Source organism: Microcoleus sp. D2_18a_B4 (genome assembly GCF_036702475.1).
In the GTDB taxonomy this organism is placed as follows: Bacteria; Cyanobacteriota; Cyanobacteriia; order Cyanobacteriales; family Microcoleaceae; genus Microcoleus.
The window spans coordinates 18,144-39,734 of sequence record NZ_JAUBTL010000065.1 but is presented as its reverse complement, the minus strand read 5'-3'; the positions used below and the strand labels follow the sequence as shown (position 1 = coordinate 39,734).

Sequence of the window (21,591 nt, the reverse complement as noted above, 5' to 3'; positions counted from 1 at the left end):
CCCTATGCCCTATGCCCTATGCCCTATGCCCTATGCCCTATGCCCTATGCCCTATGCCCTATGCCCTATGCCCTATGAACACCTCATGTTACTGAGAAAGGCTATATAATCAACTACTTCTTACTCGGCGCAATCTTCTCAATAGAAATCAGCGCCTCCATCACCGACTCCACAATTGGCGCCGCCACCGTACCCCCCGAAGAACCCTCCTTCGGCTCATCAATCACCGCCAGCACCACATACCGAGGAGCCTCCACAGGCATTATCCCCACAAAGCTAGTAATAATCGCCTTGTCAGAATAACCCCCACCAGCATTAGCTTTTTGAGCCGTACCCGTTTTTCCAGCAATCCGATACCCAGGAATTTGTGCAGCTTTCCCCGTACCGCCATCAACCACAGTTTCCATCATTTCTAACACCTGCTTAGTAGTTTCCGGCGAAAAAACCTGCTTAGGAACCGGCCTCGGAAGCTTCCAATAAGCTTCACCATCTCTATCAAAAAGTCCCCGCACAACATGAGGAGTCACCAACTTGCCGCCGTTAGCCAAAGCTCCATTAAGTTGCACCAACTGCATCGGAGTTATCGAAAAACCCTGACCAAAAGCAGTAGTAGCAACTTCCACAGGAGAATTAATAAATTGCTCTCGCTTTTTAAGCTGGCTGGTTACTTCAAAAGGCAAATCAGTTCCCGCAGTTTGTCCGAGTCCGAGTTTTTCTAAAGCTTGATAGTAAAGAGAAGGTTTCATGGTTCTCATGATGTGCACCATTCCCACATTACTAGAATGTTTCAAAATCTCAGTAACAGTCGAAGGGCCGCGCGCGCCTGCTCTTTGGTAATCGGAATTTTGGATAGTCCAGGGATTCATGTAAATCCGACCTTCATCGTTAAACACAGTATTAGGTTTCACCGCACCCGCTTCCAGAGCGATCGCCACATTAATCGCTTTAAAAGTCGAACCAGGCTCATAAACATCAGTGACAGCCCAATTTTTATAGCGCGACAAATCGAAATTAAAATATTGATTCGGGTCATAAGAAGGTTCCGCTACCACTGACAGCAATTCCCCGTTACGGGCATCCATCACAATCACTGTGCCCCGCTTCGCATTGTGTTGCTTCATTTTTTCCTTGAGAGCAACTCGCGCAGCCCGCTGCAAGCGACTGTCGATCGTCAATTGCAATTTCAAGTCATCAAGCTGCACAAATCCCGCCGTCAGCCGATCGGGAACCCAATTCCCATTGCTCGACCTGCTAAACTGAATCGACGGCATCGATCGTTCCAACAAATTCTGCTGGCTGTATTCCACCCCGGCTTGTCCCTTCCGTTCCCCGTCCACATAACCGAGGATATCAGCCGCCAACTCCTGCTGCGGGTAAAAACGCTGCTGCTGCCGCAGCAACTCCAAGCCATCGACCAGATTCTCTTTAATTTGCATCCCAGCGACGCGATCGGCAACCTCTTGAGGCAGAGACTCCGCAATTGTAATACCGCTTTCGGCAAGATTAAACCTGCGTATCAGTTCAGTTTCCGACGTAGTGCCCGGACTCAGTTCGATCGCCAGCATCGGAGCCAATTTAGCAGCAATTTCCGCCTTCGAGTGGTTAAACAACTTCGGGTGAGCGTAGAGCGTGTACACCTGTCTGTCGATCGCCAAAACATTCCCTGCGCGGTCAATTATCGGGCGTCTCGGTACAAACGGCTTCGTTTTGAGAGTTTGCTGCTGCTCGGCCTGTTTACGTAGCGCCGGAGCTCGTGTCACCTGCAAATAAAACAAATTCACAGCCAGCCCCAGCCCCCCCAGCATCAACACCGCCCACACGGCCCACAAACGGAACTTGCTGCGCTTTAAACGCTCCACCGGTCGCCCCCAAGATGCAGCCGTCTGTTGTGGCGATCGGCCGAAACTGCCGGAATATCTAGGTTTGGCTGGTTTTTCCCACCCAGTGCCATCGCCCCCCTGTTTTGGGCGTTTGAAATTCGGCGATCTGTAGCGGTCAAAACGGGGGTCGTAGCTCATGGCATTAAAAATTCAATAGCAAGTTATAGCCTTTCTCAGTAACATGATGTACTATCTGGCATTGGGCATTGGGCATTGGGCATTGGGCAAACAGGGCATTGGGCATTGGTCAAACAGGGCATTGGGCATTGGGCATACCTCACCACGCTTGAGAACCGCTATAAATCATTTTAGAATTTAGAATTTAGAATTTATGGTTTAGGAGAGAAAATTAAATACTTGGGAATGAGCGATCGCTATCAGCCTTTCGATCGGATCTAGAGTTGCATTCTTTTTTGGGAAGTGGTGTTAATTATTTTTAATTTTTAACAGACGGTTGCAAGCAGAAAATCGATCGCGACTTACAAAAAAGTCAAAAAGGAAATTAGATCCTCCAATTCTCAGGCCCTCGGACACTCATGCCCGGAGGGCACTCTCCGCTTTGACACAGGCTTAATAGCCCAGCGGTGTTTCCACACCGCCTCCCTTCTTGAGAGCGGGTTCAGAACTTGGTGCCGCAAGGGGCGATCTGGTTTCAGGGGCCGGCTGCAAGAAAATCGTGTTCCCTGGATTCTGTGGAGCCAAACCGGTTTCTGGATTTTGGGCTTCTTTAGCAAGTTGGTGTTTCAAGACTTCGCTAGCAGCACTCAACTGCTGTTCTTGGAGGCGCAGAGTTTCCAGTTTTTGATAATCCTGACTCCAGCGCTGCTCGCCGTAAACAGTCAAGCCGTAGAGACTCAGAGCACCGCCCAAAAGCATAACTGCTACCACTGAGGAGGCGCGCTGTGCCTGCAGGAGCGATCGCAACCACACTGGCTGCTGCTGGCGAGCTGGCATGACTTTCAGCACCGATGCGGACTGCCGAACCTGAGCCTGTTCGTCTGCTGGCGAGTAGTTGGGCAATACCGGCCCTGTCTTCGCCCGCCTAGCTCTGGCAATAGAAGTAACTTTGCTTTTGGCTGCGCCAGCGGCGGGCTTGCGGGTCGATCGGGAGCGGGGAGAATCGGGGGATCTGATAGCAGCGGTCATAGAGTTCACCAATACGTAAAGTGGGGTAGCTTCAGCTTGATTGAGCTTAAGAGTTTTTTTTCAAGGGCGAGCGCCAGTTGTGGCAATCTGGGTTCGATCGGTTATCCTTACCAAGGATACCTCACAAGCCAACCAACCCATCCTACCACTGGTCTCTTTGACTTCAGGATTTGCCAAAAAAAAGAAATCTTTGCTGGTTAGCGATAATCTATGTGAAATTTATTAATAAATGCAGTATTGTAATCAACGAGCGAATCGTTGAGCTATTCGTGCCAGCATTGTTTCTCAAGTACACTCTTCCCTTCCTTGCGATGGGTTTTCAATGTTAAGGAGTTTTTATGAACAAGGGATTAATTCGTTTGACTTTGGTCGTGGGCTTGGCAGTAGCCCTCGGCGCCTGCGGAGGAGATACCACCACCCCCAGCTCCCCTAGCCCCTCTCCGGGCGGCACTGGTGGCACTGGCACTACTACTACTCCCCCTGCTTCTTCTGCATCTCCAAAGTCCACTCCTGGGACTGGTGCAACTACTACCCCTGCCCCTTCTCCTAAAAAGTCTCCCTAACTAGGGCGATCCGAGAGTGTTTGCCCAACGAGCCTAGCCTCCAGGTGAAAAATCGTTCGCTCCTCGCATTTTTTCATCTCAGAGGTCTAGGTCTCAAGTTGGGTGTTAGTTGTAGTCTGATGCTTTTACTACTGTTCCGTACATCCCCTTACTGCAGCAAAGTCCGCTTAGCGCTGGGTTACAAGGGCATCCCCTTTGAAGTGGAAAACTTGACTCCCGGGCTGCCGGTTTTGAAACTCAAGTCTCTGACGGGAGGTTTGAAGACAGTGCCCGTGCTGCTGCCTCAACTCGAAGGTCAATCGATTTTAGATTTTAGATTTTAGATTTTAGAGGCGACCCCACGGATAAATGCGGGGGCTTGAGGATTTTCGATTTTCGATTTTGGATTGATTCCACGGATAAATCACGTGGCGGGTACCACCTTTGAAATTCTTGGTCAACCGGAGGCGAGCGCAGACGCGACGAAAATTTTGCACGATCGAGTCTGGTTTTCCTTCCCCGCCGCTGTTGCCCGCAGACGAGAGGAAATTAAGCTGAGGCTTGGATGATCGAATACAGGCTCGATGACAGCACCGACATGGCTACTAGATGTGTTTACTGCGAGTTTCGCGCCGCTGCGGGCAAGCAAATCGACCCGTCTGTTTTGAGCCAGTTTAGTGATTCAATTGGCGCCACGCCAGTTCGGTATTAACCCGGCCTCGGCAAAACTCGCTCCAGTTGCGCCTGAGTGCTGCTTTAAACCTATTGCACCGTCGCTGGTAGGATGGTGCTAGTTTCGTAGGCGATGCCTTGAGCATGGCAGATATTGCTTGCTGCTGTCGCCATACTGAGTCCTTTAGCTTTGATTCCTCAATACCGAGTTAAGCATCCTTCGCTGTTTGAGCGTATTGCCCAAATTCACGGACTTTGTGGGCAAACCCCGCCTCCGAGATGTGAAAGTCTACCGATCGGGCGATTCTCCCTGCCTGAAAATTCCAGGTAAACTATTAACTGCTCCCCAACACTTACAGGGTTGACCCTCCTGCAGTCGCCAATCGACAAGAGTTTAAAAATATCCCTTATCACATATAAAAAAATAAGTCAAGGATATTTGGGAAAAAATATAAATTTTTCAATTTGTTTTAACTACCAGCCGGGAAGTCCCTCGGTATATTTAGAGGGGACACATCTGAGCGCAGCGCGAAGTACCCCGAATAAATTACGCCCGCGTGATGGAAAGAAGCGTCGGGTGGAGGGACGGAAACCGACAATTAGACTTAGCCACTATGAATTAATCTTGGGAAGTATCTTGATTTTCGATGTACTTCCTAAGTGTTGAAATGGTAATCTTTGGTGTGGCATTTTGGACATACACAAACTATACTATGCAAAGGTCGAAAAAAGAAAGTTAAAAAATGCAACTCACTTACAAATACCGCCTCAAACCCACAAAAGCCCAACTAACAACGATGGTGGCTCACCTAGAGCTCTGTCGTCGGCAGTACAACTACCGACTTGGCGATAGATTTAGGTGGTGGTCAGCCACGAGAACACCTATCAACGCCTGCCCCTTGATTGTTTCGATAGTCCCTGTGGAGGAGATTTATCAAAATATTCCTTTGACGAGAGTGCAAACTAGGGATGGTAGAAAAAAGGATGAGTCAGGCAATCCTTTGACCAGGAAAGGTGACGTTTTATCGAACATTGAAGGCGGATATGTACAGTGGCAAACCATACAACTGGCTGACCTGAAAAACACAAAAAAGCTATTTCCTGATTATAAAGTGTTGGACTCTCAGGTTTTGCAAGATGTCGTCAACCGAGTGGAAACTTCCTTTTCAAATTTCACGACGCCCGATAAAAATGGCAATCGTAGAGGCAAGCCCAGATTCAAAGGGCTTCATTACTACAAATCTTTCACTTATCCTCAACTAGACAATCTTGATATTGTCAAGGACGAGCAAAATAGGATTTGTATTGATCTGGCAAAAATAGGTCAAGTACCTATGGTTTTCCACCGTCCAATACCAACAAGGTTCACAGTTAAGACGGGAACAGTTATCAGAGAAGCTGATGGGTGGTATATCTCCCTGACGCTAGAAGATAAAACAGTTCCCGTAACGGTTGCAGAAATTCAACCGACGGTCGAAAATACTGTTGGCATCGATCTGGGAATCACTAATTACGTCTATCTTTCCAATGGCGAGAGAGTTGAGAATCCTAGGTTTTTGAGGAAGTCGGCCCAGAAATTGGCAAAACTTCAAGCGAACTTAGCTAATAGAGTCAAGGGTTCTAAGCCTGGGAAGATTATCAAGGACAAGATTTCCAAACTCCATCAGTTTGTAGCTAGAGCTAGATTAGATTTTCAGTTTAAAACTGCACATGAGCTATTCGGTAAATGTGAGGTTTTAGTTGTTGAAGACTTGAGTGTCAAAAATTTAACTAGACGTGCCAAGCCCAAGACTGATGTTGAAAATGGTAATTTGGTTTATTTGCCGAACGGTCAGTCAGCTAAAAGTGGCTTGAATAAATCCATGCTTGATGCTGCTCATGGGCAATTCGCCAGCGTCCTAAAATATGTCGCTTGGAAATTGGGTAAAAGCATTTTGTTTGTCTCTCCAAGAGGAACTTCTCAACATTGCTGGAATTGCCTCAACAAAGTACCGAAAGAATTGTCGGAGCGCTGGCATTCTTGTCAATGCGGAGAATCTTTGGATCGAGATAAAAACTCAGCTAAGCTTATAAAGAGAATTGGTCTAAGTTACGAAAGTGGCGGGGGAACTCCGTCACTCAAAAAAGCCTTTGAAAAAAAGGAAAAAGAAGCCTGCGGTCTAACTGTAGTCAGTTGACCGTCAGGTTCGTTCACTATTTCTATACTTAGATGTTAGCAGTAAAACCCCAGCTCGGCCGTCGGCAAGACAACAGCCTGCTGTGTGTGCAAGGACGCGCGCTGGATCTGCAGCAGTCAAGATCGTGCTAATCAGTGGTAGGATCAGCAATCAAAAATGTATCGAAATGTAAAGTGCAGCGCCGCTCTAGGTTTTGAAAGCCATTTAGTTAAAAGATTGAGGTAAGTAGTTTTATGCCCGCGACCGTCCCCTTTGAACAGATTGACCGCATTGTTTGGAATCAGCACCACGATCCATTTGAAGTGCTAGGCCCTCATGCGATCGAAGAAAATGGCAAAAAAGTCTGGGTCGTCCGAGCTTATCTGCCGAATGCGGATGCGGTATCGGTAGTTTTGCCGGAAGCCAGGGCCGAATACCCGATGAAATCAGAGCATCACCCTCACTTTTTTGAATGTACGATCGACACCCCAGAACTAGCAAACTATCAATTGCGGGTCAAAGAAGGGGAACACGAGCGCTTCATCTACGATCCCTACGCTTTTCGATCGCCCAAACTCACAGAATTCGACCAGCACCTATTCTCAGAAGGCAATCACCACCGGATTTACGAAAAACTCGGGGCGCACCTCACCGAAGTAGGCGGCATCACAGGAGTATATTTTGCCGTTTGGGCCCCGAATGCCCGCAATGTCTCTGTTTTAGGAGATTTCAACTATTGGGACGGCCGCAAACATCAAATGCGGAAATCGCAAAACGGCATCTGGGAATTATTTATTCCGGGACTATCCGTGGGAACTTCCTACAAATACGAAGTGAAAAACCAAGACGGACATCCCTACGAAAAGTCCGATCCTTACGGTTTCCAGCAAGAAGTGCGGCCGAAAACAGCATCAATTGTCACCGACTTAAGCACCTACACTTGGAACGACAGCGCTTGGATCGAAAAGCGGCGGCACACAGACCCACTGACGCAGCCGGTTTCGGTTTACGAATGCCACATCGGTTCTTGGCTGCACGCCGCTACTGACGAACCCGCCGTGCTACCAAATGGGGAAATACAACCCGCCGTGCAGGTTTCGGAACTCAATCCTGGGGCGCGCTTTCTGACTTACCGGGAATTAGCCGATCGGCTGATACCCTACGTCAAAGATTTGGGATTCACCCACATCGAAATGCTGCCCATCGCCGAACATCCTTTCGACGGTTCTTGGGGCTATCAAGTCACCGGTTATTTCGCCCCAACCTCCCGCTACGGCACACCTGAAGATTTCATGTATTTTGTTGACCAGTGCCACGCCAACGGCATTGGCGTACTGGTGGACTGGGTACCGGGACATTTCCCCAAAGACGGCCACGGCTTGGCTTTCTTTGACGGAACTCACTTGTACGAACACGCCGACCCCCGCAAGGGCGAACACAAAGAGTGGGGAACCCTAGTATTTAACTACGGCCGCAACGAAGTGCGGAATTTCCTAGTATCAAACGCTCTGTTCTGGTTTGACAAGTACCACATCGACGGGATTCGCGTAGATGCCGTAGCCTCGATGCTTTATTTGGATTACTGCCGCGAACCGGGAGAATGGCTGACCAACCAGTACGGGGGCCGGGAAAATATCGAGGCTGCAGATTTTCTGCGTCAGGCGAATCACGTCATTTTTAGCTATTTCCCAGGGGCGCTGTCGATCGCCGAAGAATCTACCTCTTGGCCGATGGTATCTTGGCCGACCTATGTAGGCGGTTTGGGCTTCAACCTGAAGTGGAACATGGGTTGGATGCACGATATGCTCGACTATTACCACATGGACCCGTGGTTCCGCCAGTTCCACCAGAACAACATAACTTTCAGTATGTGGTACAACCACAGCGAGAATTTCATGCTGGCTTTGTCCCATGATGAAGTAGTGCACGGCAAAGCCCACATCATCGGGAAAATGCCAGGAGACGAATGGCAAAAGTTTGCAAACGTGCGGTGTTTGTTTACTTTTATGTTTGCTCATCCCGGCAAGAAAACGATCTTTATGGGGATGGAGTTCGGCCAGTGGCACGAGTGGAACGTTTGGGGGGATTTGCAGTGGCAGTTGCTGCAATTCGAGCCGCACCAAAAGTTGAAGCTGTTTTTTAAAGATTTGAACCATTTGTACCGCAGCGAAACGGCACTTTACAGTCAAGATTTTGCTGAGGATGGGTTTGAGTGGATTGATTGCAGCGACAATCGACACAGCGTCGTGGCATTTGTGCGCCGAGAGAAGGATGGCGACGAGTTTGTGGTGACGGTGTGCAATTTTACGCCGCAGCCGCACTCTCACTATCGCGTAGGAGTGCCGGAACCTGGTTTCTATACGGAGTTGTTTAACAGCGACGCGCGGGAATACGGCGGTAGCAATATGGGGAATTTGGGGGGCAAGTGGACTGAGGAGTGGTGGTTCCACAACAGTGCTTATTCGATCGACTTGTGTTTGCCACCTTTGGGGGTGTTGATCTTAAAGCTCGATCGGGCAAAAACCACAGCCAAATCTCAACAGTTTTAAGTTGTGAGTCGTGAGAGTTTTGAGTTAAGAAGAATCAAAACTTTATTAAACCTAAAAATTTGAGGGTATTCAGAAACCCGGTTTCTCTAAGAAATCGGGTTTTTTTTGTTTTGTTGTTGTGGCGAAAGAAGGAAGTTCTGCAACGGATTCGCTTTCTTCGGATTTAAGGAATTTAATATTAATTCCGGTGGCATCGGAATGATTTAACCGCAGAGTACGCAGAGTTCACAGAGGAAGAGAAGAGAGAGATGAATAATTTCGATGCACACGGAAAGGATATAATAACTCTTCTAAATACTTAGGCTACCCATCGATTTCGATCGGCGGGTAACTGCGAGGGTACAAGTTCCAAATACTACCGCTAGGCGAGCGTACCTCTTACCACTTTTTAATTTCGAGTATCGGAAGCGCCAAGATTATAAGAAACTTTTGACGGCTCCACTGTTACTACTTCCGAAAGAGATTGTTCTGCCGCTACCTCTAAAGTTGGCAGTGGTAGATGCTTCATTTCCCAAACTTTCAGCAAAATTAGATATTCATAAAAAGCTTGCAGCGTGCACCAAGCCAATCCCGCTTGGCCGTCAAGAAATCCGCCCAGTAAAATATACATATAGAAAAAGCGCACCACAGGCCGCAAAGGCAAGCGCAAAGAAAAATCTTTCAAAGCGCGGCGCCTTTCCACCTCTGACGCGCCAAACAATAAACCCCACCAATTTACTTGACCCGCTTCTAATTGACGGAGAGTTTCAGCCGCCTCGTCAGTCGAGTAGCGGTTGTGCTTTTCAATCCAGCGGGAAAGACCTTTGCTGCAAGTATAGTGAGGGTAAGTTTCCTTCAAAAAGTGAGTAGGCCCGTTGCAGACTTCCCGTTCTGTGTGACCGTAGTCAGTAAACCACACTCGGTCTTTGCGAAAGAGACGCATTTGATAGCGGGGATATTGAGTGCTGCGGCGAATCCAGCGCTCCATAAATATTACTTTTTCAGCTACGTAATAGCCGATATATTCTTGAGTTTCGATCGCCTTTAAGCATTCAGCAAACAGTGCAGGCGTCATCCGCTCGTCAGCTTCGAGGATGTAAACCCATTCGTACTTGCACGGGACTTCTTGGAGCATCCAAGTCCGCTGGCGTCCGTGAGTTTCAAAGCGGTGCTGTACTGTTTGCACGGCATAGTTCTGAACAATCTCAAGGGTGCGATCGGTGCTGAAAGAATCAACTACAATGATATCGTCACAAAGCAGTGCCGATTCAATGCAAGCGGCGATATCAATCTCTTCGTTGTAAGTCAGAATATAAATTGAGAACATTCCCAGCTTTCAGTAAGGGCAAACTATTGGGTAAACAAACTATTTCTTAGGGATGTCTCGACCAGCGCGCTCCCTGTCAGCGCCGGTCAATTTTTGCGGCGGCCGAACCGCAGAATTCCCATACTTCTCAATCCCGTCCAACCAACAGTAATGTAGCCTATCGCTAATAGCAAACTGTTGATTCCCGTCTGCAAACTCGAATTTCTTGATCGAGTTCTTAACTCTTTCTCTTTTTGTTGCTTGCGGGTGCGAATCTCGTTGCGAGCTTGAGTGGGAAGTGATTGAGCTTGCTGTTCCAGGAACTTGTCGAGGGCTTTCGGGTCATTTTTCGACTCCTCAAGCACAGCTTTCAATTCCTTGGGAACCTCTGGACTCTTGAGTGCTTCTTGCAGCTTCCCGTCGTCTTGCAGCAGCGCCCCTATCTGGCTGCGACGCTGGCTTTTGAGCTGTTCTACCTGAGCTTTAAATTGAGGGCTTTTAAGTTGTGCCTCAAGTTGACCTTCCGCTTGTCCGGCTTCTTGATCGACTTGAGCCAGAGCATCCTTGAGTTCCAAACGAGTATTGTTGAGGTGAACGGGAACCAGAGATAGGTAAACTAGACCTAACAAGCTGGAAATCAACAGCGCCCAGAATCGCAAGTCCAGCCAAACATTGCGTCGCTCAATAGAGACTCCACTGCTGCTGTCCACCCAAAAGCCAGTCATCAGCAGGGCGATACCCATCAAAGGAATAATGCCCCTGTCAACTATCTGAATTGCTGCGGCAAGCTGCCAGCCTCGATTGAGAAAGTCCGAAGTTTCTCCCGGCAGCGACAGAACAATGCACTGAAGCAAAGCAGAGAGAATCAAGATAATCCCGACTACTTTTAGAGTTCGAGCAGCTACTGAAGAAAATTGACGGCTATTACTTGCTTTCATAATTCGTGTTAGATAATTCTACACCGTTAGATTCAAGGGGGTAGTTGAGTGGATTTTGTTGAACGAGTTAAGCTATTTTCCACCAAAATAGCTGCTTCGGATACCGAACTCGACTTTCCTCTGGGTTTTCACAGGCTGCGGTTGCGACCCAAAAGGTCGAGTTTCTGCACAGCTATGCAGAGTTGGAGACAGGAGGCTGTACGCTTCTGGGGTGGCTGTAAAGCTTGGTCAAGATAGCGCCGAGAAACTGCAGCAAGCAACTGCTGGCTTCTTCTATAGTCTGACGAATCCAGCGTAAAGATGAGCTCTGCACGCTTGGGTTTCAGCTTTTAACTAGGTTTCGCTCGCGCGGCGGTGTCAGAAATAATAGACACAGGAGGAGCGCGTTTCGTAGGGTTTCACCCCCTAGGGCTCTCACTACCCGATCGCCTGCCCGATGCGGTGGAACTCTCATCCCTTGTCTTATAGTAATTGATATAAGAGAGGGCGGGAATAAATAATTGTTTACCAACCTTTTTAACCTCCAATTACCAACAGCACGATACGGCAGTCACAAATACACGAATAGCGGTTTTTAACGGGGGAATTCTGTTTACCATATCAGCTTCGTCGCAGGTAATTTTTACTTATACCTTCTTGCTTAAGATTCACAGATTACTAATGCCTAGTTAGTCATCTGCAACTATTAATTATTGCCCGGTTGAAGGATTTATTATTCAATATTAAAAGTGCAAAGCTTCACATTTTTTGGTAGGATAATTTTGCTCGCTGTTCAAATTTGGTGGTAATGACTGCAATGATTTCTAATGTTTACACGTTGAAAGAACTTGAAATATCGATCGCATCCGAGCCGGAGAAGTGGCGTCCGATCGTGTTTACTAACGGGTGCTTCGATATCCTGCACTGCGGTCACGTCCGCTATTTGCAGGCGGCAAAAAATTTGGGGCGATCGCTCGTGGTGGGATTGAATAGCGACGCCAGCGTGCAAGCTATCAAACCGCAGCAGCCGGGATTGCCACCCCGCCCGATCGTACCGGAAAATCAGCGAGCCGAAGTGTTAGCTGCCCTTAAACCAGTAGACGCCGTAGTAATTTTTTCCGAAATTACAGCAACTAAACTGATAAATATCCTGAAGCCTGATATATACGTTAAAGGAGGCGACTATCAAGTCGAAACTCTGCCGGAAGCACCGGCAGTTATCGCCGGAGGTGGCAAGATTTCCTTGATCGAAATAGAAGTTCCGAGTTCTACCAGTGCGATCGTCAAACGCATTTTACAATTAGGTACTTAACCCTCGATCGAAAACTGCAAACAGTGAGCTAAACTCAGAAGTTGCCCCATCAAAAAACACGCTTGGTGCGTGAAGCGAAGCTATCCCGTAGGGAATCGCTCGTACAACTTCATCCCAATTGCTAAGCAGGAGATAATTTTAATGGAACTCACAAGCAATAACACGATCGCGGAAATCCTACAAAGACACAAAGCAGAGTTACTAGCAGACTGGCTCAAAGAACTGCAAAATACCGGGCTGCGGCGGGACGACTTGATGAGAGCCAAAGAATTGCGCTCCGAGTGTCAAGAGTTCCTGCAATTGCTCCACATTGCAGTCGGGCACGGTAACTTTAGCGACATCCAGACACCCGAATGGGAAAATATGCGGATGTTGCTAGCAGAAGTTTCGCGATCGCGCGTTCAGAGAGGCTTTACTCCCTCAGAGATAGCGAGTTTCATTTTATGCTTCAAAAAGCCATTGTTCGATCGGCTTTGTCATGAACTGACAGAAAACCGCGACGCACTTGTCGAACAACTTTGGCTTTCCACCAGTTTATTAGACCAGCTTGGCCTTTGGGTGACAGAAATTTTTCTCAAAGCTCGCGAAGAAGTCATCGAACGCCAGCAGCAAGAAATGCTCGAATTGTCAACACCCGTAGTCAAACTTTGGCAAGGAATTCTCGCTTTACCCATGATCGGGACTCTCGACAGTGCCCGCACTCAAATAGTCATGGAAACTCTGTTGCAGGAAATCATGGAAAGCGGCTCAGAATTTGCGATTTTAGACATTACAGGCGTGCCGACTGTTGACACTTTAGTTGCTCAACATTTATTAAAAACTGTCGCCGCCGCCCGTTTAATGGGTACTGAGTGCATCATCAGTGGCATTCGCCCGCAAATAGCTCAAACCATAGTTCACTTGGGAGTTGACTTGCAAGATATTCTCACAAAAGCTACTTTAGCAGATGCTTTTAAAGTCGCGTTGCAACGCCAAGGTTTAACTATAAAAAATATTAAAGAGGAAAAATAAACATATTGCAGTCTGAGATGAAAATTCAAGTAAAGCTTAACACATAGGTAAATTTGTGGAACGAATACCGATCCTTCAAATGGGAGAATTTTTGCTAGTAACAATTCAAGTAGATATGCACGATCGCTTAGCAATGACGCTGCAAGATGACCTGACAAACCGCATTGTCAAAACAGGCGTCAAAGGTGTGTTGATAGAAATTTCTTCTCTAGAAATTGTTGATTCTTTTATCGGTCGCATTATCAACAATATCGCTAGTATGTCACGAATTTTAGATGCGGAAACAGTTGTGGTCGGGATGCAGCCAGCCGTTGCTATTACGCTCGTTGAGTTGGGGCTTTCCCTGACAGGAGTTCGCACAGCTTTAAGCGTTGAAAAGGGCATGATTTTGTTAAGAAAATCCTTGGGGTTTTCTGTTGACAAGGAAGATTAATTGTCCCCTGACTGAGGCACAGGCAGTCAAGAAACCTAGTTTGTTTGTAGATACCTCGTTGACAAACCGAAGATTTCTTAGGACAGGGCTTACGCACTCAAGGGGGTTAAATCAAGGGTTTGAGATTCCTGCACTATGTTCTCTTTTGAGAGAAAATCGTAGTAAGTGCGTAAGTCCTATTAGGAGTAATCCCTAGGAGGGGAATTTTTTAGACATTTTTGTAATAAGTCAGACAATTGGTGTATGAGAGAGTGATTCACTTAGAAAAACCTACCATGTCCAAGTATGTACCACCAAGAATCGCTATTCAACGACTCGGAGTATGTGCAAAAACACGCTTAGCAGTGGGAAAAAGAAGGGAAAATCAAAGCGTACAGAACACCTTCAGGACAGCCACGACATGACTGCGACTCAATTGTCGATATTCCATCTACTCAACCAACAATCCTCTACGCCAGAGTTAGCAGTCGAAGTCAAAAAGCCGACCTTCTACGACAGGCTGACTTTCTTGTGTCTCGCTACCCCGGAGGTGAAATTATCCAAGACATCGGGAGCAGCCTCAATTTCAAACGGAAAGGTCTTATCACCCTACTGGAATACATTTACACGGGCGACATCGGAATGGTTGTCATTGCCTCAAAAGATAGATTGTGTCGGTTCGGGTTCGATCTTATCTCATGGTTTGCGGAGCGGGGCGGGTGTAAGATTTTGGTTCTCAACAATAGTTCACTTAGTCCAGAAAGAGAAATGGTTGAAGACCTACTCGCAATCATCCACGTCTTCAGTTGCCGACTCTACGGACTCAGGAAGTATAAAAAGCAAATCATTGAAGACTATGACGTACCGAGTTTACCCAAAGGGGGAGACAAAAAGAATCTGGATGCTGAGAATTCATGCCAATCGAAAAGTCTACAATAACGCGATTGCTTACCTGAATCAACATCAAGGAAAATTCACGTATTATACTGTGGACACAAAAACTAATCAACCAGTCTTAACAACTTCAGGGAAGCAAGCTTTTCGGAGTTTTTGTAAAACTTTGGACTCCCAAATAATTCCTGAATGGTGCAAAGAACTAGGCATAGCTCACGGGTTAGATAATGCACTCTTTGAGGCTTACACAGCTTGGAAAAAAACCGATAAGCAGCCCGCTCAAATAGGTAAAGGGAAAAAGGCAAAAATCAATCCTTTAGTCGGATTGAAGTTAGCTCGGTTCCGATCGATACGATCCCAAAAACAGACCATTCAGTTTGCTCCGGGGGACTATAAGAACGGTCATTTAATGACCAATTCTAGTAAAGGTTTAGAGAAACCTCTATGGACTGGGCAAGATTTCTGCTTAATTAACTACGATAGAGCCGTAGAAGTCACCTACAACAAGGGGCGCTGGTTTGTAAATATGCCTGTAGAGATGGACGTTCCAGAGTCTAAAAATGGTGGCAAGACCATCGCACTAGATCCAGGACTGCGTTGTTTTTTGACCGGGTTTGATGGTAATTCTTTTACTGAATTTGGCAAACACGACTTTGGGAAGATTGCTAGGTTGTGTCAACATTTGGACAAAATGCAATCAAAACTTAGTCGCTCAAAAGGTAGCGAGTTTTCTCGATTACGCTATCGATTAAAACAAGCTATGGAAAGGGTGAGGACAAAAATTAAAAACCTACGCTCTGAGATTCACAAGCAAGTAGCAAGTCACTTGGCTAGGAATTATGATGTTATTTACTTACCTACTTTTGAAACTTCTCAGATGGTGGCAAGAGGTACTCGCAAGCTCAATTCTAAGTCGGCGAGAGCAATGATGACTTGGGCATTCTATCAGTTCTCCCAAACTTTAGAACATCTCTGTAATCGTTACGGTTCGAGATTGATTAGGGTAACTGAGGAATATACTTCCAAAACTTGTACGAAATGCGGTCATATTCATAAAAAATTGGGTAGCTCTAAAACTTTTAGATGTCCTAACTGTGGTTATGAAATGCCCCGTGATTTTAATGGCGCTCTGGGAATTTTTCTCAAAGCTTTGTGGGATACCACCATACTTTCAGACCTGTCTGATGAGTGTGCTATATTCAGATTTTCACCGATTGTCGGGGATTGTCTGGATTAAAAGTATCAGAAACTAAGTTGATGAGCGTAAGTCCTATATTTTGTGGAGAAGTTCTATTTTGGTACAGTAGCCGCCATGTCAAAACGTGAGACACTAGAAATCCGATCGTCATCCGATATAGTCCACGTCCGACAGCAAGTGCGAACTTGGGCTGTAGCAATGGGATTCGGTTTACTAGACCAAACGAAAATCGTTACCGCAGCCAGCGAACTCGCCCGCAATACTGTAGAGTACGGCAAAGGGGGAACTGTAACTCTCGAAACGCTGCAATTAGGCACTCGCAAAGGGCTGAGGCTGATTTTTGAAGACAAGGGCCCGGGAATTCCAGACATCGAATTGGCAATGACTGACGGTTATACTTCTAATCACGGTTTGGGTTTGGGACTCAGTGGTTCCAAGCGGTTGATGCACGAATTTGAGATTGTTTCCAAAGTGGGTAAGGGGACTAAAATTGCGATCGTCCGCTGGCGGTGAGGAAGTAATACGATTTGAGAGTTGAGATTTTAGATTACAGCATTGGGAATGACTGAGGACGATCGGGGTTTGGAGCTTGCGTAGAGTTGCATTCTTTTTTTAAATTGGTATAAAAAGCAACCAGCAAAGCCAAGAAGTGATTCTTGGAATGCCAGCCCATACCCGGAGAGGGTTGGCCTATGGAGGATTTCATGATTAGAGCTGATAAAAAATGATAGATGCCGTAGCCCTGCCCGTAACAGAAGAAAGTCAAGTGGGAGAAGCGCGCCGAATTGCTGTCGCCCTAGCGACGGAGGTCGGATTTAACGAGACCGATCGCGGTAAAGTGGCAATTGTTACCACCGAAGCAGCAAAAAACCTGGTCAAGCACGCCCGCGAAGGAGAACTTTTGCTGCGAACATTAAAAACAACGGCAGGATATAGCATTGAAATAGTAGCGCTAGACCGGGGTCAAGGAATGGCAAATGTCGCCCTGTGTCTGCGGGACGGTTTTTCTACAGCGGGAAGCCCTGGAACTGGACTGGGGGCAATTAAACGCCTCTCTACTTTTTTTGATATTCATTCTGTACCAAAACTGGGGACAGCTTTATTAGCGCGGCTGGAACCGACCCAAAATAGCCGGGAAGCATCCCAAAACAGCAATTACTTGGAATTTGGGGCCGTCCACTTACCGAAAGTAGGAGAGCAAATTTGCGGGGATTCGTGGGCGACGGAAAATCACCTTGACAAACACCTGATCTTAGTTGCAGACGGGCTCGGCTACGGGGATTTGGCCCAGGAAGCGTCTGGCGAGGCAGTGCGGGTATTTGAGGAAAACGCCAAAATCGGGCCGAAAGCAATTTTAGAGAAGGCGCACGCTGCTTTAAAAAATACCAGAGGAGCGGCTGCGGCGATCGCCCAAATCGATCGTACCCAACAAACAGTTTGTTTTGCCGGAATTGGAAACATCAGCGGTGTAGTGGTCACAAATAACCAAAGCCGCAGCATGGTTTCCTACAATGGCACAGTTGGACATATGATGCGAAAAGTAGCAGAATTTGTTTATCCTTGGTCGCAGCAGTCCCTACTCATCATGCACTCCGACGGTTTGGGGGCGCAGTGGAATTTAAACCGCTACCCGGGTTTAGCCTCCAGAGATCCTGCTTTAATCGCAGCCGTGCTCTACCGGGACTTCAAACGCACTCGCGATGACATGACAGTTATAGTAGCCAAGGTCAGGAACCCCATAGCTAAAGCTAGGGGCTTGCAAACTGTTGGGTTCTAACGAGCCCAAGCAAGCAATCCCGAACCTGACCAGCCTAAGACTTAACCACAAGTCTACGTTTTCAAGGTCACGATACCGACAAATGCGTAGCTAGTTTGTTGCTCTATCGTCGATTGTTAAACATTCTTAACGGGGTTAAGGAAGTGCAATCGACCTAACAAATCTTGAAAACTTTGGCGAAGCTAACGTTACGAGAAATCAGAAGAGACGCAAAAATGTCTAACCAAATCCTAGTTCTAGATACGAATCGAAAACCTTTAGTACCCTGTACGCCAGGGATGGCACGGTCATTGCTTAAAGCAAGAAAGGCTAATGTCTTTCGCCGATACCCGTTCACCATCATTATCACAAAGGAAGTTCAAGATACTCCAGAATCTCTAACTTTAAAATTAGATCCTGGCAGCAAAGTAACGGGCATTGCTTTACTTAAAAATGACAAGCTGATTTGGGCAGCAGAGTTGACTCATAGAGGATCAGCCATCAAAGATGCTTTACGGTTACGCCGTCAATTACGGAGAGGACGACGTAACCGTAAAACCCGGTATCGTAAAGCCCGATTTCTAAATCGCACTCGTCATGAAGGTTGGTTAGCGCCCAGCTTGCAACATCGAGTAGATACGATATTGACTTGGGTTAACCGTATTTCTCGCTATGCTCCCGTAGGTTCACTGGTTCAGGAATTGGTCAGATTTGACTTGCAATTGATGCAGAATCCTGAAATTAGTGGTGTCGAATATCAGCAGGGAGAACTACAGGGTTACGAGGTCAAAGAGTATTTGCTCAATAAGTTCAATCGTCAGTGCGTTTACTGCGGTGCAAAAGATACAAAGCTAGAGGTCGAGCATATCCACCCACGCTCTAAAGGTGGCTCTAATAGGGTTTCTAACCTGGCTCTGGCTTGCCATCCCTGCAACCAGCGGAAAGGTAATCAAGATATCAAAGATTTCCTCTCAGGCAAACCTGAAATTTTAAAGAGGGTATTGGCACAGAGCAAATCACCTTTAAAAGATGCAACAGCAATTAACGCTACCCGATGGGCTTTATTCAATGCTTTGAAAACAACGGGTTTACCTGTGGGCACTGGATCTGGAGGCAAAACAAAGTTCAATCGGAGTCGATTAGGTCTTCCCAAAACTCATTGGCTTGATGCCGCCTGTGTTGGTGACACTCCGAGATTAGAAATTTTGACATTGCAGCCTTTGTTGATTAAATCAGCAGGGCATGGGACTCGCCAAATGTGCGGTACTAATAAATGTGGTTTTCCAATTCGTCACCGTACAAGAGTCCAGATTCACAAAGGTTTCCAAACAGGCGATATCGTTAAAGCAATCGTTACCTCTGGAAAGAAAATCGGCTTTTACGTTGGGCGGGTTCTTTGTCGGGCAACTGGTAGTTTCGATATCGCGACGCTCACGGGAAGAGTTACGGGCATTAGTCACAAATACTGCACACCAATCCATAAAAAAGATGGTTACAACTATAGCTATTGATTTGGCTGTTGAGGGGGCATCGAACCCCATCAACAACCACTCTTATCCCTCCCCATGTCTGAAGCCAGAGGTTTCTCGGAGGTTTTGGTGAAAAGCAGCGTGAGTTATCCAATCCTGACGACGGAAGTCCGCTTTGAACAAGACATCGTACAAGTACGCCAAAGAGCTCGCCAAATTGCCGCATGGCTGGGATTCGATTCCCAAGTACAAACCCGCATCGCCACAGCAGTTTCCGAAATTGCCCGCAATGCTTTCAAATATGCAGGCGGTGGCAAAGTAGAATTCATTGTGGAAGGGGAATCGCCCCAAGTTTTTCGGACTCGGATTTCCGACACGGGGCCGGGAATTGCTGATTTACCGACTGTGTTAAGCCCCAATTTTCGATCGCAAACCGGCGCGGGACTCGGTTTAGCAGCAGCGAAACGGTTGATGGACGAAGTGAAAATCGACTCTCGGCCCGATCGCGGAACGGCTGTACAATTAATTAAACAGTTTTCCAAACATATGCCTGCGCTGAGTGCGATCGAACTAAATCAATTAGTTGACAAACTAGCGCGCCAAATTCCCGAAGATCCTTATGCCGAAATTCAGCAGCAAAATCAAGAATTACTACGCACTTTAGACGAACTCCGCCAGCGTCAAGAAGAGCTCGTACAATTAAATCAACAACTAGAAGATACCAATCGCGGAGTTCTGGCACTTTACGCTGAATTGAACGATAAGGCCGAATCTCTCCGGCGCGCCAGCGAACTCAAAACCAGCTTTCTCTCCAATATGAGCCACGAGTTTCGCACTCCGCTAACGGCAATTATGAGCCTTTCAGAAATATTGTTAAATCGCCTCGACGGAGAACTTTCAGCCGAACAGGACAAGCAAGTAAATTACATTTACAAATCCGCCGAGTCTCTCGCAGAACTTGTCAACGACTCGTTAGATTTAGCCAAAGTGGAAGCCGGAAAACTAACTGTTCGCTTGGCTGATTTTGAAGTCGAAGATTTGTTCAGCGCCCTGCGAGGAATGATGCGCCCCCTGCTTCCCCAAAACTCTGCCGTTTCTCTAATTTTTGAAGATACTCTCGAACTTCCAATCCTCACCACCGACGAGGGAAAAGTTTCTCAGATTTTGCGAAATCTGATTTCTAATGCCCTCAAATTTACCGAAGCAGGTGAAGTTCGAGTTGCTGCGGAAATAGGAGAGGAGGGAACAGTTACTTTTTCAGTAGCAGATACGGGCATCGGCATTCCTCCAGCCGACCAAAGGCGGATTTTTGAAGAATTTGTCCAACTCGAAAACCCCTTGCAGAAGGGCGTCAAAGGCACGGGATTGGGATTGTCTCTGTGCAAAAAACTGGCGGAATTTCTAGGGGGAAGCATTAAAATCACAAGTTCACCCGGAGTGGGTTCGACTTTTTTTGTGACACTGCCGATTCTGTATCCGGGAGAGGAAGAAAACCCTTTGGAAATGTTCGCTGCTAAGACAGATGAAATACCGCTGGCAAGCGCAAATTCTGGTAGCTTGCGGGGTTCCGGGCGATCGCCAGCGCCGGATTCAGCAGCAAAAGTTTTGATTGGGGAGGATGAAGATAGTTTTTCGGTATTTGCTGAAAAACTTGCTGGCAGAAATTCATTGTACTGCGATATAGGTCGCCGACGGCGCTGAAGGTTGGGGTTCGGCTGTTTTTTGCCGAACCCAATTTTTATGGACATTATGATGCCCGGTATGACTGAATTTGACGTTTTGGAAGAGTTAATTTGCGATCGAACTACTTGTCAAATACCTGCGATCGTGATGAATTCAAAACATTTTGGGTTACATCACTTTTTTGCTGTGCGGGATTAGGGCTGCACGATAAAAAATATTATTCCGATGCGAAGGGAAACGATATCAGGAATTGTAGCTTTTGAGGACTGAAGTCAGATGCTGCAAACCTAATTATATTTTTTGCCAGAATTTTATAGGGTTCGTAAGAGAGTTAATTTATAGCAGGCAAGATTTATTTAATTTGCAACAGCATTTAACCTTTGTGCTGTAAAATGTAGCAGTTCTCAGTTGCCGACTATATAGTAGGGACTTACCGAGGGCATATTTTCCTGTGGGCGATCGCCTAAAATCCATGATAAATCTCGTTCTTAGCAAAGTCTCGATTAATAGACCTCTTGCAAAAATAATTAGGACGGGCTCTGGGGCCCATCCCACAAGAAAAAATAACTCTTGTGGGATGGGCCCCAGAGCCCATCCCATCAATTGAGGAAAAGGATTTTTGCAAGAGGTCTAATAAAAATAATGCAACAGTAAGCCCGTAATCCAAACCTACAAAATAAGCCATTCCCAATTCTAAAATCTAAAATCT

General features: G+C 46.8%; 19 protein-coding genes. 15 read left to right on the top strand and 4 right to left on the bottom strand.

The window, feature by feature from the left end; genetic code table 11:
- Positions 1–113: 113 nt before the first annotated feature.
- Positions 114–2,018, bottom strand: a complete 1,905-nt coding sequence (locus QUB04_RS27470) for a penicillin-binding protein 2 (RefSeq protein ID WP_333289331.1) — start codon at positions 2,016–2,018, stop codon at positions 114–116.
- Positions 2,019–2,450: 432 nt separating this feature from the next.
- The gene (locus QUB04_RS27465; protein WP_333289329.1) at positions 2,451–3,026 is read right to left on the bottom strand and encodes a hypothetical protein; all 576 of its coding nucleotides are present in this window, start codon (positions 3,024–3,026) and stop codon (positions 2,451–2,453) included.
- 338 nt (positions 3,027–3,364) lie between these two features.
- Between QUB04_RS27465 and QUB04_RS27460 the strand changes: the two genes are divergently transcribed.
- The 5 genes from QUB04_RS27460 to glgB all read left to right on the top strand — a co-directional run bounded on the left by QUB04_RS27460 (position 3,365) and on the right by glgB (position 8,945).
- Complete coding sequence (locus tag QUB04_RS27460) at positions 3,365–3,589, top strand: serine protease (protein WP_333147593.1); 225 nt, start codon at positions 3,365–3,367, stop codon at positions 3,587–3,589.
- 119 nt (positions 3,590–3,708) lie between these two features.
- Positions 3,709–3,912 carry a glutathione S-transferase N-terminal domain-containing protein gene (locus tag QUB04_RS27455; protein WP_333289327.1) on the top strand — a complete coding sequence of 68 codons (204 nt, stop codon included), beginning with the start codon at positions 3,709–3,711 and terminating at the stop codon, positions 3,910–3,912.
- Between the two features lie 221 nt (positions 3,913–4,133).
- On the top strand, positions 4,134–4,280 hold the full coding sequence (locus tag QUB04_RS27450; protein WP_333289325.1) for a hypothetical protein: 147 nt from the start codon (positions 4,134–4,136) through the stop codon (positions 4,278–4,280).
- 703 nt (positions 4,281–4,983) lie between these two features.
- A complete protein-coding gene (locus QUB04_RS27445) occupies positions 4,984–6,417 on the top strand; it encodes a transposase (protein WP_333289323.1) in 1,434 nt (477 codons plus the stop codon).
- A gap of 233 nt (positions 6,418–6,650) precedes the next feature.
- Entirely contained in the window at positions 6,651–8,945 is a 2,295-nt protein-coding gene (glgB, locus tag QUB04_RS27440; RefSeq protein WP_333289321.1) for a 1,4-alpha-glucan branching enzyme, read from the top strand.
- Between the two features lie 388 nt (positions 8,946–9,333).
- Here the strand turns inward: glgB and QUB04_RS27435 are convergent, their stop codons facing one another.
- Complete coding sequence (locus QUB04_RS27435; protein ID WP_333289319.1) at positions 9,334–10,251, bottom strand: glycosyltransferase family 2 protein; 918 nt, start codon at positions 10,249–10,251, stop codon at positions 9,334–9,336.
- A gap of 86 nt (positions 10,252–10,337) precedes the next feature.
- Positions 10,338–11,168 carry a hormogonium polysaccharide biosynthesis protein HpsJ gene (gene hpsJ-B / locus QUB04_RS27430; protein ID WP_333289317.1) on the bottom strand — a complete coding sequence of 277 codons (831 nt, stop codon included), beginning with the start codon at positions 11,166–11,168 and terminating at the stop codon, positions 10,338–10,340.
- A 796-nt stretch (positions 11,169–11,964) separates the two neighbouring features.
- Between hpsJ-B and rfaE2 the strand changes: the two genes are divergently transcribed.
- The 10 genes from rfaE2 (at position 11,965) to QUB04_RS27380 (ending at position 21,080) form a co-directional block, all read left to right on the top strand.
- Positions 11,965–12,459 (top strand): D-glycero-beta-D-manno-heptose 1-phosphate adenylyltransferase, encoded by a 495-nt coding sequence (gene rfaE2, locus QUB04_RS27425; protein WP_445301099.1) that lies wholly within the window; start codon positions 11,965–11,967, stop codon positions 12,457–12,459.
- Between the two features lie 141 nt (positions 12,460–12,600).
- Complete coding sequence (locus QUB04_RS27420; RefSeq protein WP_333289313.1) at positions 12,601–13,470, top strand: STAS domain-containing protein; 870 nt, start codon at positions 12,601–12,603, stop codon at positions 13,468–13,470.
- A gap of 55 nt (positions 13,471–13,525) precedes the next feature.
- Positions 13,526–13,903, top strand: coding sequence for an STAS domain-containing protein (locus QUB04_RS27415; protein ID WP_333148057.1), 378 nt, complete (start codon positions 13,526–13,528; stop codon positions 13,901–13,903).
- A 363-nt stretch (positions 13,904–14,266) separates the two neighbouring features.
- The gene (locus QUB04_RS27410; RefSeq protein ID WP_445301098.1) at positions 14,267–14,821 is read left to right on the top strand and encodes an IS607 family transposase; all 555 of its coding nucleotides are present in this window, start codon (positions 14,267–14,269) and stop codon (positions 14,819–14,821) included.
- A complete protein-coding gene (locus QUB04_RS27405) occupies positions 14,739–16,013 on the top strand; it encodes a transposase (protein ID WP_333289311.1) in 1,275 nt (424 codons plus the stop codon). Before QUB04_RS27410 ends, QUB04_RS27405 begins: the two co-directional genes overlap by 83 nt.
- Before the next feature lie 75 nt (positions 16,014–16,088).
- Positions 16,089–16,487, top strand: a complete 399-nt coding sequence (locus QUB04_RS27400) for an anti-sigma regulatory factor (protein WP_333108114.1) — start codon at positions 16,089–16,091, stop codon at positions 16,485–16,487.
- Positions 16,488–16,698: 211 nt separating this feature from the next.
- Positions 16,699–17,751 carry an ATP-binding SpoIIE family protein phosphatase gene (locus tag QUB04_RS27395; protein ID WP_333289309.1) on the top strand — a complete coding sequence of 351 codons (1,053 nt, stop codon included), beginning with the start codon at positions 16,699–16,701 and terminating at the stop codon, positions 17,749–17,751.
- Between the two features lie 215 nt (positions 17,752–17,966).
- Entirely contained in the window at positions 17,967–19,241 is a 1,275-nt protein-coding gene (iscB, locus tag QUB04_RS27390) for an RNA-guided endonuclease IscB (RefSeq protein WP_333289333.1), read from the top strand.
- Positions 19,242–19,340: 99 nt separating this feature from the next.
- On the top strand, positions 19,341–20,900 hold the full coding sequence (locus QUB04_RS27385) for an ATP-binding protein (protein ID WP_333289307.1): 1,560 nt from the start codon (positions 19,341–19,343) through the stop codon (positions 20,898–20,900).
- A 39-nt stretch (positions 20,901–20,939) separates the two neighbouring features.
- Positions 20,940–21,080 carry a hypothetical protein gene (locus QUB04_RS27380; protein ID WP_333289305.1) on the top strand — a complete coding sequence of 47 codons (141 nt, stop codon included), beginning with the start codon at positions 20,940–20,942 and terminating at the stop codon, positions 21,078–21,080.
- Positions 21,081–21,591: the final 511 nt, after the last annotated feature.

Coding starts and splice junctions, on each gene's coding strand:
- QUB04_RS27470 (WP_333289331.1), bottom strand. CDS start 2,018: ATGAGCTACGACCCCCGTTTTGACCGCTACAGATCGCCGAATTTCAAA.
- QUB04_RS27465 (WP_333289329.1), bottom strand. CDS start 3,026: ATGACCGCTGCTATCAGATCCCCCGATTCTCCCCGCTCCCGATCGACC.
- QUB04_RS27460 (WP_333147593.1), top strand. CDS start 3,365: ATGAACAAGGGATTAATTCGTTTGACTTTGGTCGTGGGCTTGGCAGTA.
- QUB04_RS27455 (WP_333289327.1), top strand. CDS start 3,709: ATGCTTTTACTACTGTTCCGTACATCCCCTTACTGCAGCAAAGTCCGC.
- QUB04_RS27450 (WP_333289325.1), top strand. CDS start 4,134: ATGATCGAATACAGGCTCGATGACAGCACCGACATGGCTACTAGATGT.
- QUB04_RS27445 (WP_333289323.1), top strand. CDS start 4,984: ATGCAACTCACTTACAAATACCGCCTCAAACCCACAAAAGCCCAACTA.
- glgB (WP_333289321.1), top strand. CDS start 6,651: ATGCCCGCGACCGTCCCCTTTGAACAGATTGACCGCATTGTTTGGAAT.
- QUB04_RS27435 (WP_333289319.1), bottom strand. CDS start 10,251: ATGTTCTCAATTTATATTCTGACTTACAACGAAGAGATTGATATCGCC.
- hpsJ-B (WP_333289317.1), bottom strand. CDS start 11,168: ATGAAAGCAAGTAATAGCCGTCAATTTTCTTCAGTAGCTGCTCGAACT.
- rfaE2 (WP_445301099.1), top strand. CDS start 11,965: ATGATTTCTAATGTTTACACGTTGAAAGAACTTGAAATATCGATCGCA.
- QUB04_RS27420 (WP_333289313.1), top strand. CDS start 12,601: ATGGAACTCACAAGCAATAACACGATCGCGGAAATCCTACAAAGACAC.
- QUB04_RS27405 (WP_333289311.1), top strand. CDS start 14,739: ATGACGTACCGAGTTTACCCAAAGGGGGAGACAAAAAGAATCTGGATG.
- QUB04_RS27400 (WP_333108114.1), top strand. CDS start 16,089: ATGTCAAAACGTGAGACACTAGAAATCCGATCGTCATCCGATATAGTC.
- QUB04_RS27395 (WP_333289309.1), top strand. CDS start 16,699: ATGATAGATGCCGTAGCCCTGCCCGTAACAGAAGAAAGTCAAGTGGGA.
- iscB (WP_333289333.1), top strand. CDS start 17,967: ATGTCTAACCAAATCCTAGTTCTAGATACGAATCGAAAACCTTTAGTA.
- QUB04_RS27380 (WP_333289305.1), top strand. CDS start 20,940: ATGGACATTATGATGCCCGGTATGACTGAATTTGACGTTTTGGAAGAG.